The sequence below is a fragment of the Psychrobacter sp. LV10R520-6 genome, from assembly GCF_900182925.1.
Lineage (GTDB): Bacteria > Pseudomonadota > Gammaproteobacteria > Pseudomonadales > Moraxellaceae > Psychrobacter.
Genome location: NZ_LT900024.1, coordinates 1,549,327 through 1,562,178, shown reverse-complemented (window position 1 = coordinate 1,562,178; position 12,852 = coordinate 1,549,327). Strand labels below are relative to the sequence as shown.

Annotated in this window: 10 protein-coding genes; 7 read left to right on the top strand and 3 right to left on the bottom strand. The window is 43.2% G+C overall.

Annotated features, from left to right (window positions below; translation table 11 throughout):
• The first annotated feature begins 48 nt into the window (after positions 1-48).
• From U1P77_RS06485 to U1P77_RS06455, 7 genes are all read left to right on the top strand, one after another.
• Positions 49-639: a L,D-transpeptidase family protein gene (locus U1P77_RS06485; protein ID WP_321156522.1), complete on the top strand. Its 591-nt coding sequence runs from the start codon at positions 49-51 to the stop codon at positions 637-639.
• Between the two features lie 484 nt (positions 640-1,123).
• Positions 1,124-3,718 carry an ATP-dependent chaperone ClpB gene (gene clpB / locus U1P77_RS06480; RefSeq protein ID WP_321156642.1) on the top strand — a complete coding sequence of 865 codons (2,595 nt, stop codon included), beginning with the start codon at positions 1,124-1,126 and terminating at the stop codon, positions 3,716-3,718.
• A gap of 202 nt (positions 3,719-3,920) precedes the next feature.
• Positions 3,921-5,207 carry a PQQ-dependent sugar dehydrogenase gene (locus U1P77_RS06475; RefSeq protein WP_414479051.1) on the top strand — a complete coding sequence of 429 codons (1,287 nt, stop codon included), beginning with the start codon at positions 3,921-3,923 and terminating at the stop codon, positions 5,205-5,207.
• Between the two features lie 257 nt (positions 5,208-5,464).
• Complete coding sequence (locus U1P77_RS06470) at positions 5,465-7,108, top strand: BCCT family transporter (RefSeq protein WP_321156521.1); 1,644 nt, start codon at positions 5,465-5,467, stop codon at positions 7,106-7,108.
• Between the two features lie 225 nt (positions 7,109-7,333).
• Positions 7,334-7,819 carry a winged helix-turn-helix domain-containing protein gene (locus tag U1P77_RS06465; RefSeq protein ID WP_321156520.1) on the top strand — a complete coding sequence of 162 codons (486 nt, stop codon included), beginning with the start codon at positions 7,334-7,336 and terminating at the stop codon, positions 7,817-7,819.
• Positions 7,816-8,364, top strand: coding sequence for an IS630 family transposase (locus U1P77_RS06460; RefSeq protein WP_321156640.1), 549 nt, complete (start codon positions 7,816-7,818; stop codon positions 8,362-8,364). The genes U1P77_RS06465 and U1P77_RS06460 overlap by 4 nt, the downstream gene beginning before the upstream one ends.
• Before the next feature lie 76 nt (positions 8,365-8,440).
• On the top strand, positions 8,441-10,096 hold the full coding sequence (locus U1P77_RS06455; protein ID WP_321156519.1) for a BCCT family transporter: 1,656 nt from the start codon (positions 8,441-8,443) through the stop codon (positions 10,094-10,096).
• 194 nt (positions 10,097-10,290) lie between these two features.
• On the opposite strand, the gene U1P77_RS06450 is transcribed toward U1P77_RS06455, so the two are convergent.
• The 3 genes from U1P77_RS06450 to metK form a co-directional block, all read right to left on the bottom strand.
• Positions 10,291-10,641, bottom strand: a complete 351-nt coding sequence (locus tag U1P77_RS06450; protein ID WP_321156518.1) for a hypothetical protein — start codon at positions 10,639-10,641, stop codon at positions 10,291-10,293.
• Between the two features lie 214 nt (positions 10,642-10,855).
• Positions 10,856-11,254 (bottom strand): DUF3144 domain-containing protein, encoded by a 399-nt coding sequence (locus U1P77_RS06445; RefSeq protein WP_414479050.1) that lies wholly within the window; start codon positions 11,252-11,254, stop codon positions 10,856-10,858.
• A 211-nt stretch (positions 11,255-11,465) separates the two neighbouring features.
• On the bottom strand, positions 11,466-12,632 hold the full coding sequence (gene metK, locus U1P77_RS06440) for a methionine adenosyltransferase (RefSeq protein ID WP_201555382.1): 1,167 nt from the start codon (positions 12,630-12,632) through the stop codon (positions 11,466-11,468).
• Positions 12,633-12,852: the final 220 nt, after the last annotated feature.

Below are 12,852 nucleotides of genomic sequence, written 5' to 3'. Positions count from 1 at the left end.
GATATAAAGCTAACTCCCTTCAAAAGTCAGTCACAAGGATCAAAGCCTATGTTGTTTTTCCGTCCCAGCGCCGGTAAGAATTTCCATTGGCTAATGATGTCCATTGGGCTGGTTGTTAGCGCAGTCGTTAGTACAACGGCAATAGCTTATGTGAAAAAATCCCCTTCAAATACAAAAAACGCCGCCAATAATGCGCAGACTATTCCTAATAATGTGGTTATTGATAAAGTTTTTGTCGATAAGTCCAAACGTACTCTGCAGTTATTAAGCAATGATAAGATGATTACCTCTTATCATATTGCACTAGGGGATAGCCCGGCAGGTCATAAGCAACAACAAGGTGACGAGCGCACGCCAGTAGGTTCTTATAAGCTAGATTATAAAAACGAGAAATCCAAATTTTATCGCTCTATTCATATCAGTTATTCTAACGCAGCTGATAAGGTGCACGCTAAAAAGCTGGGTGTCAGTCCAGGCGGTGATATTATGATTCATGGACAGAAGAATGGCTTTGGTCATCTCGCATCGGTTACCCAACAACGCACTTGGACTGACGGTTGTATCGCCGTTACCAACGATGAGATGGATCAGATTATGGAGGCGGTAGAGATTGGCACAGCGATTGAAATCATCGAATAATGTATAGTAGGCTTATAATTAGTACCTAGTAATTTAATTATATTTTCTACTTATACTAGGGCGTGTTGAACATTCACAAATAAGCACTGCTGATAGCTAAAAGTGTTCCAGACAAGAGGCAAATTGACGATAATGCAGATGCCTTAGCTAGATTTGCTACACAGTATGGGGCAGTTTTAGCATCAGCCCGAAGGGACAGGACTCTTTTTTGCCGCTACTTCATTAAAACTATCCGCTTAGAATGACTAAACTAGATATTTTTAATCTTGAATCGACTAAAAAATAGTCGCTGTCAGTGCTATGGTCGAATGTTCAACACGCCCTAATAAGTAAGTATTTATTATCAGTACGACTCATTTATCAGTTGAAATCTTACTCAACTTCCCACATATCAATAACAACTAACGGTAAGCGGTATCTGCAAATACTTATAAAACCCGCTACTCAATAGATTAATCCATACTAATTATGAAAGGATATGATGATGAGATTCGAGAAATTCACGCAAAAACTGCAAACCGCTATTCAAGAAGCACAAAGTTTGGCATTAGGGCGCGATCATACTGGTATAGATCCGGTACATTTGCTTGCGATTTTGCTACAAGATGAGGCTAACTTGTCGATCTGTCAGCAAGCCGGTGCGTCTATTCCAGCAATAAAAAACGGTGTTGCGAAAGCGCTCGATAATCAAGCAACTATTTCTGAGCCAACGGGCGATGTAAACCTAAATCCAAATTCAGTAAAAATATTAAACCTGGCCGATCGCCAAGCACAAAAAGAAGGCGATGATTTTATCGCGACTGAATGGGTGATTTTAGCGTTAGCTGAGCAAGGTGAAACCAAAAAAATATTTGAAAGTGCCGGGGTTACAGCAGCTAAATTAAAAACAGTGATTGAACAGCTACGCGGTGATGAAACGGTTAATAACCAAAACGCGGAAGATCAGCGTGATGCGTTAAATAAATATACGATCAATCTCACTGAACAGGCGGAACTCGGCAAGCTTGATCCAGTAATTGGCCGTGATGAAGAGATACGCCGTACTATTCAAGTGCTATCGCGCCGTACCAAGAATAACCCAGTACTGATTGGCGAGCCGGGTGTTGGTAAAACCGCGATTGTCGAAGGGTTAGCGCAAAAAATCATCAATGGCGATGTGCCAGAAGGTCTGCGTCATAAAGAAGTATTGTCCTTAGATTTAGGCTCACTGATTGCAGGGGCGAAGTTCCGTGGCGAGTTTGAAGAACGCCTGAAAAGTGTGCTTAGTGACTTATCGAAGCAAGAAGGCAATGTCATCTTGTTTATTGATGAGCTGCATACCTTGGTTGGAGCAGGTAAAGCGGACGGCGCGATGGATGCCGGTAATATGCTCAAACCTGCTCTTGCGCGCGGTGAATTGCACTGCGTTGGCGCGACCACCTTAGATGAATATCGTAAATATATCGAAAAAGATGCCGCCCTTGAGCGCCGTTTCCAAAAGGTATTGGTCGATGAACCAACGGTTGAAGATACCATTGCGATTTTGCGTGGTCTCAAAGAGCGTTATGAGCTACATCATGGCGTTGATATTCAAGACAGCGCCATCATTGCCGCTGCGCGCATGAGTCATCGCTATATCACTGACCGTAAGCTTCCTGATAAAGCGATTGACTTAATCGATGAGGCTGCAAGTCGCCTACGGATGGAGATGGACAGTAAACCTGAATCCTTAGGTAAGCTTGATAGCCGTCTGATTCAATTAAAAATGCAGCGTGAAGTGCTTAAAAACGAAGAAGATGCTGGTGCGGTAGCTGAGCGTAAAGCCTTAAATGCGCAAATCGAAGAATTAGAAAAAGAATATGCAGATCTCAATGAAATCTGGCAAGCGGAAAAAGCACTAGTAAAAGGCAGTCAACAGCTCAAAGACGAGCTAGACAAAACGCGTACGGCTTATGATAAAGCCAGCCGCGAAAGCGACTATGAAGCAATGTCAAAGCTGCAATATGAGACTATTCCGCAGCTTGAGCGCCGTATTCATGAGTCGGATCTTGCTGAGCAAAAAGAGCAGGCTGATGCGCCAAATATTAAGTTGCTGCGTAACAAAGTCACGGACAATGAGATTGCTGAAGTGGTCAGTGCAGCAACCGGTATTCCGGTTAATAAAATGATGCAAGGCGAGCGCGATAAGCTGATAGCGATGGAAGATAAGCTCCATGAGCGCGTTATCGGTCAAGATGAAGCGGTAGAAGCAGTAGCTAATGCGGTGCGTCGTAGTCGGGCAGGCTTGTCCGATCCCAATCGTCCTTCAGGATCGTTCTTATTCCTAGGGCCAACGGGGGTCGGCAAAACCGAGCTAACCAAATCTTTGGCAAACTTCTTGTTCGACTCTGAAGATTCGTTGATACGGATTGATATGAGTGAATACATGGAAAAACACAGCGTCAGTCGCTTGGTGGGCGCGCCTCCAGGTTATGTTGGCTACGAAGAAGGTGGTGCATTGACTGAAGCAATACGCCGCAAGCCTTATAGCGTTGTGCTATTTGATGAAGTAGAAAAAGCGCATCCCGATGTGTTCAATATCTTATTGCAAGTATTGGATGATGGTCGCTTGACCGATTCGCAAGGTCGGGTGGTAGATTTCAAAAATACCGTAATTATCATGACCAGTAACTTAGGCTCGCACAAAATCCAAGAGATGGTTGGCGAGAGCTACGATGATATCAAAGCGGAAGTTATGGATTCAGTCGGTGAGCATTTCCGTCCGGAGTTCGTCAACCGTATTGATGAGATTGTGGTATTCCATGCGCTCGGTCAAGAGCAAATGGCGGGTATTGCTGATATCCAGATGGATCGTTTGCGTGACCGTTTACAAGAGCGCGAGCTGGATATTGCTCTGTCCGATGCGGCGATGAATCAATTGGTCGCGGTAGGATACGATCCTGTCTATGGTGCACGCCCGCTAAAACGTGCTATTCAACAAGAGATCGAAAATCCGTTATCATTGAAGTTGCTGGCTGGTGATTTTGTGGCAGGAGACATCATCAAGGTCGATGTCGGTGCTGATGATAAGCTGACTTTTGATAAGCTAAAAATGAGTTAAGAGCAAGTCTTCTATTATTTAATAATAAGGCTCTAATTACTTGAAAATAAAGTTCTAATGATAAACTAACCCCGCATCTGTCTTAGCAAGTGTGGGGTTTTATTTGTTTATCGCTTAACTATTATTTTTACCTCCTAAGCGCTTCCACTATGTTATAAATAATACTAAGTTATAAACAATACTGTTGGGGGTAAAGAAAATTATGTTAATCAATACCAAACGTACAAGCGCCGTTTTGAGCATGATGGCATTACTATTTAGCACCTCTGCCTGCTCTAACCCATCAACTGTGAACACAGATACAGCAAAGGTAGAAGTGACTGATAGTAAACCAGCCAATAACATTCATACATCTGACGATCCTATATCCGACGAGCAAACGCGTAATAATAAACCTACTTTTACGACCCAAGCCGTCGCTAGCTTTGATGAGCCATGGGCGATGACCGCGCTACCCAAAAATGATAATGATAGTAGCGCTGAGCCGCTCAAACTGCTGGTTACTCAAAAAACAGGGGAGTTATTCGTTGTTGATGCTAGGACAGGAGTTAAGACGGCAGTAGGCGGTGTGCCTAAAGTCGCTTATGGGGGGCAAGGCGGATTGGGGGATATCGTTGTTGCGCCAGACTTTGCAACCACCAATAGGGTCTATTTAAGCTATATTGAAGCCGGTATAGGCTCTGAAGATAACACCTTTGGGGCTAAAGTTATTAAAGCCCAATTGACGGGATTGAATAGCAAGATGCCAAGCTTGCAAGCCATTAGCCCTATTTGGCAGCAAACCCCGAAAGTTAAAGGGCAAGGGCATTATAGCCACCGTTTACTATTCTCCCCTGACGGGCGTTATTTATATATCAGCTCAGGCGAGCGTCAGAAAAAAGACCCCGCGCAAGACATGACCGTCAACTTGGGCAAAATAATACGGCTGAATCCTGATGGTACTGTGCCATCAGATAATCCATTTGCTACTAACTCTAGTGATATCTCCGCACAGTTTTGGACGACAGGCCATCGCAATGTACTGGGTATGACGTTTGATAAAACAGGCAAACTTTGGGCACATGAGATGGGTCCAAAAGGCGGAGATGAGTTCAACCTGATTGAACAAGGTAGCAATTATGGTTGGCCTATTGTGTCTAACGGACGCAATTATTCAGGCACTGATATCCCCGATCACGATACTCGTCCTGATTTTATAGCACCCAAGATTACTTGGACGCCGGTAATATCACCGTCATCTATGAGTATATATTCATCGGGTAGCCATAAAGACTTTCCGGCATGGCAAGGAGATGCGCTTATCAGTGGACTATCGTCTAAAGCGTTGATAGTGGTTGATTTAGGCTCAAGTAATAAATCTAATATACCTAGCGAGCGTTATCGCTATGATATGGGTGCGCGTATTCGCAGTGTACTGGCGGTAGATGGAGAAGTGTGGCTATTAGAAGATGGTAACGATGCTAAGTTGCTGAGATTGTTGCCTGATTAAGCACGGTATCCGCTACAGTGCCAACCTCACCGTATCGTTCTACTTAGGGTTGAGTAGAAGAGATGTTATTCGACTCAGTTGTTGCTTGTAGTTGGTCATTTTCTGATTCAATTTGTGCAAGCTGACTCATTTCATCATAGAAATAACAACAACATCTGAGTTATTTCTATGCAGTTTGTTTTTGTAATAGTTTGATAATAAAGGGTTACTTTGTTAAAGTGAGCTTCCTTACACTCCTTATACTATGAGATTGAAGCATGGATGAAGTAAAAGTAGGTCGGTTGGGGCCTTTTCCACGGGTGAATAAACCCGTATTTATTGTCTCGATACTGTTAATCGTTGGATTTATTATTTTTGGGGCATTTTTTACTGAAACTGCGGGTACGCTGTTTAGCTTCTTACAAAATTTTATTGCTGACAAATTTGGTTGGCTTTTTATTATTTTAGTCAATGCGGCATTAGTACTTTGTATCTACTTAGCTATGAGTCGCTATGGTGACATTCGGCTAGGCAATCAGACCGAGCGACCGCAATACAAGCTGTTTTCATGGATTGGGATGTTGTTTTCGGCAGGTATCGGTATTGGTTTAGTGTATTGGGGAACGGCTGAGCCCTTATACCACTTTATGGCGCCACCTATGGGTGAGGCTGAGACCGTTGCTGCAGCGAAGCAAGCCATGAATATCTCATTTCTACATTGGGGTCTACATGCTTGGGCGATTTATACTATTGTGGCGCTATCTTTAGCTTATTTTCATTTTCGTCGCGGGCTACCCTTATCGATTCGCTCGACCTTATATCCAATATTGGGTAAAAAGATTTACGGCCCATGGGGTCATGCCGTCGATATCTTGGCGGTATTTGGTACTATGTTTGGCGTGGTCACATCGCTTGGTCTTGGGGTGATGCAGATCAATTCCGGACTCGAGAAGCTGTTTGGCATTCCCAATAGTTTAACCATACAGTTTGCTTTAATTGCCTTCATTACAGCGCTTGCAGCAATTTCCGTTATGATGGGACTAGATAAAGGTATTAAGCGACTTAGCGATATCAATATTGGGTTCACCATTGTTTTACTTGCGTTCATGGTAATTTTAGGACCAACCCTCTTTATCTTTGATAGCTTTATCGAAAACATCGGAAATTATATCGTGGCGATTGTTCCTCTAGGAACGTGGGGTGAGTCTTATAGCGGCACGGATTGGCAAGGCGCTTGGACGGTATTTTATTGGGCGTGGTGGGTCAGTTGGTCGCCATTCGTTGGTATATTTATTGCCCGAATCAGTCGTGGTCGTACCATCCGTGAGTTTGTATTGGGTGTTCTGTTAATTCCCATGCTGATTTTATTCTTCTGGTTTACTACTTTTGGCGGTGTTGCTATTCAAATGGAGCTTGCCTCTGCTGTGACTGGTATTAGTCCAGGATTGGTTGAAGCGGTACAGGCAGATACAGGTAGTGCGATTTTTAAATTGGTTGAGTACTATCCATTGGCAAAACCCATTACGCTACTGATTGTGATTATGATCATGCTTTGGTTTGTGACGTCATCAGACTCGGCAAGTTTTGTCATTGATATGCTGACCGCAGGCGGGGATACCAACCCACCCAAGATTCAGCGTTTATTTTGGGCAACTACCGAAGGTGTTATTGCTGCTATATTGCTTGCAGCTGGCGGATTGTCAGCATTAAAAGCCGCTGCCGTCATAGCAGGACTGCCGTTTGCCTTGGTAATTTTTGTAATGATGTATGCATTATTGCGTGGTCTTAGTCGCGATCGTCTGATTTTATATCGGGCTCAGCAGGGCTTTATTACGGATGAATCAGCAGATCATAATTCGGCCAATGAATTTGTCGATGAGCATCTGTTAAAAGGGCCACCTAAGATTGTCAAAGGTGATTAGGCACTGATGCCAGACAGCTTTCTGTTGATCGATTGCTACTGACAAAGAACCCAACTTCCTATGTTATGACTAGCGAGTTAGGTTTGGCTGATAATCTAATATTTCTGTCGTAATGTGCCCTAAGATAGCTTGCTGTCTTAGGGTTTTTTAGTTTTTAAATAGATTACAAAACTGGAAGGTGTCTAATCTAATACCAAACCCAAAATATATAGTATATATTCAACCATGACTATACCAACATATATCCTAAAAGATCATGGCTTTGGCAAACTCTCGAAGACCGAGAGTAACCCCAGAGCTCGCCAACGTCTACTTATTCTATATCAATATAGCATAGGCAAAGCCACTAACGATATTGCCAAAGACCTCTACATTCACCCTGAAACTGCCAGACGCACCAAGAAAAGTTATCTTCAACGGGGACTTGACAGTATCTATGACCGTCCCCACCGAGGTCGACACAGCAAACTGGCGGAATCCGACATAGATGCCTTTAAAGCCATGATCGTATCTGAGCAAGAAAAGCGAGCTGGCGGTCGTCTAACCGGTCAAGACATCCAACAGATAGCCAAAGAACACTATAACGCTCACTATACCGTTAACGGTATTTACGAGATGTTAAAGCGTATCGGTATGAGCTGGATAAGCGCTCGTAGTCAACACCCAAAAGCAGATGAAGAAGTACAAGAAACTTTTAAAAAAACTTTATAACCCGTGTCAAAGAAATATTACCTGAAGGTATTGACTGTCAACAAGTCGATATCTGGTTTCAAGATGAAACTCGCATAGGACAACAAGGATCACTGACTCGAGTCTGGCATTACCGCGGACAAAGACCTCGGCTCATCAAACAACAACAGTTCTTATCAACCTATATCTTTGGTGCCTTTTGTCCTGCCACAGGAGACAGTGTGGGACTGATATTACCTTGGGTTAATAAACATACCATGCTCTTGCATATGCAAGAGATTAGTAAAGCGGTTCCAAAGGATCGTCATGCGGTTGTGGATGGGGCACTATGGCATCAACCAAGCTTGAATCAGTCTAATGTAACGATGCTTAAACTGCCGCCTTATTCACCTGAGTTAAACCCGTCTGAGGGCGTGTGGCAGTATCTTAAACAGAATGAGTTGTCTAATCGCTGTTATGAGGACTATGAGTCTATTGTTGATGCAGCTTGCTCTGCTTGGAATAAGTTGCTTGAGCAGCCAAAGAGGATTCGCTCTTTGACTACTCGTGTATGGGCACAACTTTAATTGTTGGGATTGGTATAATTTGATAGTTGCCAAGTATCTTGTTAAGGTGTGCTCCTTAAAAATTTGAGATTACTACATGGATCATGTGAAAGTTGGCCGATTGGGCCCTTTTCCACGGGTAAGCAAACCTGTGTTTTTATCTTCGGCAATTCTAATTGTCGCATTTATTATCTTTGGCGCCTTTTTTAATGATTTGGCGAGCGAAGTGTTTGGCCAAGCAAAAGCGTTTATTTCTCTGCGTTTTGGCTGGTTCTTTATTGTGGTAGTCAACCTAACTTTAGTTATGAGCATTTACATGATGTTTAGTCGATACGGTGATATCAGGCTCGGCCATCAGAACGAGAAGCCGGAGTATAACCTAGTATCTTGGATTGGCATGCTGTTTTCAGCCGGTATCGGTATTGGATTGCTCTATTGGGGAACGGCTGAGCCATTATATCACTTCATGGCGCCACCATTAGGAGAGGCTGAAACGATCGCTGCGGCCAAGCAAGCAATGAACATCTCGTTCCTGCATTATGGTCTACATGTATGGGCTCTCTACGGCATGGTCGCTTTGTCATTGGCTTATTTTCACTACCGAGTGGGTTTACCACTGGCCATTCGCTCGACACTATACCCAATATTAGGTAAAAAAATCTACGGCGGTTGGGGCCATACGGTGGATACGCTGGCGGTATTTGGTACGATGTTTGGGGTAGTGACTACGTTGGGTCTTGGGGTATTGCAGATTAACTCAGGCCTTGAGACTTTATTTGGTATTCCCAATAATATTACCGTACAGATTATTTTGATTGCCTTTATCACTATGCTGGCAGGGCTATCCCTGTTTATGGGGCTTGATAAAGGGATTAAGCGCCTAAGTGATATTAATATCTTTTTAACCATTGTGCTACTAAGCTTTGTGATTATCTTAGGGCCTACCCAGTTTATCTTCAACAGCTTTGTAGAAAACATCGGTAACTATTTACATCAGATTGTGCCATTAGGTCTTTGGACCGAATCTTATAGCGGTGAAGAAAATTGGCAGGCGTCATGGACGATTTTCTATTGGGCATGGTGGATAAGCTGGTCGCCGTTCGTTGGAGTATTTGTTGCTCGTATTTCTCGTGGTCGTACCATTCGTGAGTTCATATTAGGGGTGTTGTTAATTCCTATTACTATTTTGTTCTTATGGTTTACCGCCTTTGGTGGTTCAGCGGTAAATATGGAGCTAATGGCTGCGGCTGACCCTAGTATGGTCAGTCCTGGTCTAATTGAAGCAGTTCAAGCAGATACCGGTAGTGCCATTTTTAAGCTGATGGAGTCTTATCCACTAACCTCAGCGGTTAACTTGCTCATTGTGGTGATGATTGTCCTGTGGTTTGTAACGTCATCAGATTCAGCCAGTTTTGTCATTGACATGTTGACCTCAGGTGGTAATACCAATCCACCAAAGATTCAGCGTCTGTTTTGGGCAGGTACGGAAGGCGTTATCGCTGCCGTACTATTGGCAGCAGGTGGCTTAGGGGCGTTGCAAGCGGCGTCTATTGTCTCAGGTTTCCCCTTTGCCATTGTGATAGTTGTGATGATGTACTCCTTACTACGGGGACTTAGTCGAGATCGTTTGATCCTGTATCGTAACCAGCAATGGTTTGTTACTGAGGAATCTGCGGAGCATAACTCAGCCAATGAGTTTCGTGATGAGCATCTATTAAAGGGTCCGCCTAAAATTAGCGAGCCTGATAAGTAAATGTTTTAAAGACGGCTAAAAATTAGTAGGTAGTATAGTGCTGATAATAAAAACCCAACTTTCTATCTTATGATTAGCGAGTTGGGTTTTTTTATGTGAGGCAAGGTATTTAACATACCTAGTCTATTTAACATAGCGTTAACCAAATCTGCTTGAGATTTCAGCTATTTAAGCTAGCGTTGTTATGAACGAACTTATAAGCATTCGTCTTTAACATAACCTATCGCCTCCTGAGTGCCACATGCTGAGCAGGCGTTACCTGCAGTGCGAGAACTTGTTCCTGAATTAGTCGTTACTTTGACGCAAACAGGATCGTACTGCATGGTGCATATGGTATTTTTAGGATTAAAAGGCGGGCATTTAGTAAAACCGTTAGCGTTTGATACTGGATTGTCGGTGCTAGCAGAGTTAGGAGTGTGAATAGGCTTGGTATCGGGGGCGGGGACGTTGACCATACTAGTACAGCCTGCCAAAGTTATCGTTACTGTAAATCCAAGTAATGAAAGGCAAGATTTCCACGATACCGGTAAACGGTTAATAATCATAAGATGTCCTTATCTATGAATTTAATGGCTTTCTATTGGAGTCATATTCGTTATTAGAATCATTTTCGAGCTCTAATCAGTTACCGATTATCATACCGTATTTTTAGCGTTATAGAAGACAATAAAAGTAGGGTGGTTATATCTCACCTCTCATATTTCACCCAAAAAAATAGCCCATCAATTAGATGGGCTATTATGTTAGTTGATATGTTAATTATGATTCTTTATCTATATTAATATATTTATCAAAGTTTTGCGCATAGTCAGTCAAGTTGTCACTGAGCATTTGACGGTATTGTTTGACATAGAATTCAACGATATCATCTTTTTCTTTAGCAAAATCATCGCCTTTTACGAAGCCAATGGAGGCGACCGATGCGCTATAACGTGCCGCTGCATATAGTAGTGATGCGCCTACTTGTCCTGAATGCGCCTCATCACCCAATTGACTATTTGCGACACCGATAATGACATCAGCGCGTTGATAAAACCCCTGCATTTCTGGAGTGATTTCAACGTTAGCATTACCGTCAGTAGCCGCACTATCGTTGAGGTCTAAATGGTTGTCTTGTGCATTGTCTTGAGTGTTGCTTTGACTATTGTCTTGAGACATAAGCTTCTCCTATTTATTAAAAATATGTGAATGTGGATTGATAAAATTGTTCGTCGAAGCAATAGTAACGCTTAAAGATATAAAGAATAATATAAAAAGTGTAACTTAAAGCAGATCGGCAAAAATTAAAGCCGGACTTCTAATCAAGCATTATACTGCTATGAAGTCCGACTTTAATACTTTAGTGCTTATTATCAGTAATGCTGAGTCGTTATAACCCAGCATCTGCTTTTAAAATTTCCGCTTTATCAGTTTTTTCCCACGTAAAGGCAGTCTCCGAGCCTGGGCGACCAAAATGTCCAAAGGACGCGGTTTGCTGATACATGGGCTGCAATAGATTAAGCATACGGGTGATACCGTAAGGACGTAAATCAAAATGCTTGCGAATCAGTCGGATGATTTCATCAGAGCTGATTTTGCTAGTACCAAAGGTATTGACCGAGATAGAAGTAGGCTCAGCAACGCCAATAGCATAACTAACTTGTACTTCACAACGATCAGTAATACCTGCGGCGACTAGGTTTTTGGCAACGTAGCGTACCGCATAGGCGGCACTGCGGTCAACCTTAGAAGGATCTTTACCACTAAATGCACCGCCGCCATGACGCGCCATACCGCCATAGGTATCAACGATGATTTTACGTCCAGTAAGTCCCGCATCTCCAACAGGGCCGCCAATGACAAACTTGCCGGTTGGGTTGATGTGGTAACGAGTGCCCGCGTGCAAGAGGTCGGCTGGTAATACATGCTTGATGATGGACTCCATCACCGCTTCTTGCAAATCAGTTTGTGAAATACTGGGATCATGCTGAGTAGACAGCACCACCGCATCAATAGCAGTCGGGCGATTGCCGTCATACTTCAATGTCACTTGCGCTTTGGCATCGGGGCGTAACCAAGGTAAATCACCGGCACGGCGCAGCTCAGATTGACGCTCCATCAAGCGATGAGCAAATTCGATTGGCGCTGGCATTAGCACTTCGGTTTCATTACTGGCATAACCGAACATCAACCCTTGGTCACCCGCACCTTGCTCTTCAGGATTGGCACGATCAACGCCTTGAGCAATCTCAGGTGACTGCTTGCCCAGCATATTGATCACTGCGCAAGTTTCACCATCAAAACCAAGGTCTGAATGATGGTAGCCAATACCATTGACGGTATCACGTACGATACGTTCAAAGTCGACATTGGCTGTGCTTGAGATTTCACCGGCTAGTACCACAGCCCCCGTTTTGACTAGCGTTTCACACGCCACGCGAGCATTGATGTCTTCACGTAATATCGCATCGAGTATGGCATCTGAGATTTGGTCAGCCATTTTATCAGGGTGGCCTTCGCTCACGGATTCTGAAGTAAATAAGTTGTATTCACGCATAATGGGATCGCTTAATTGAATCAATAAAGATAGGAAAAAGCATAACGGCTGAGCGCAGCTTTAATTAATATTGACCGTGCAATTATTTGCTCGGTAGTTAACTGGTTTTGCTTATAAATAGTTTTGCTTGATCTGTTTAATAACTTACTCAAAAATAGCTACTGATTTTCGGCAGTTTTAGCGTAGGACCATTAAGATAAGGTTAACGCATAGCCACTAC

Coding starts and splice junctions, on each gene's coding strand:
- U1P77_RS06475 (WP_414479051.1), top strand. CDS start 3,921: ATGTTAATCAATACCAAACGTACAAGCGCCGTTTTGAGCATGATGGCA.
- U1P77_RS06450 (WP_321156518.1), bottom strand. CDS start 10,641: ATGATTATTAACCGTTTACCGGTATCGTGGAAATCTTGCCTTTCATTA.
- U1P77_RS06445 (WP_414479050.1), bottom strand. CDS start 11,254: ATGTCTCAAGACAATAGTCAAAGCAACACTCAAGACAATGCACAAGAC.
- metK (WP_201555382.1), bottom strand. CDS start 12,632: ATGCGTGAATACAACTTATTTACTTCAGAATCCGTGAGCGAAGGCCAC.
- U1P77_RS06465 (WP_321156520.1), top strand. CDS start 7,334: ATGACTATACCAACATATATCCTAAAAGATCATGGCTTTGGCAAACTC.
- U1P77_RS06455 (WP_321156519.1), top strand. CDS start 8,441: ATGGATCATGTGAAAGTTGGCCGATTGGGCCCTTTTCCACGGGTAAGC.
- clpB (WP_321156642.1), top strand. CDS start 1,124: ATGAGATTCGAGAAATTCACGCAAAAACTGCAAACCGCTATTCAAGAA.
- U1P77_RS06470 (WP_321156521.1), top strand. CDS start 5,465: ATGGATGAAGTAAAAGTAGGTCGGTTGGGGCCTTTTCCACGGGTGAAT.
- U1P77_RS06485 (WP_321156522.1), top strand. CDS start 49: ATGTTGTTTTTCCGTCCCAGCGCCGGTAAGAATTTCCATTGGCTAATG.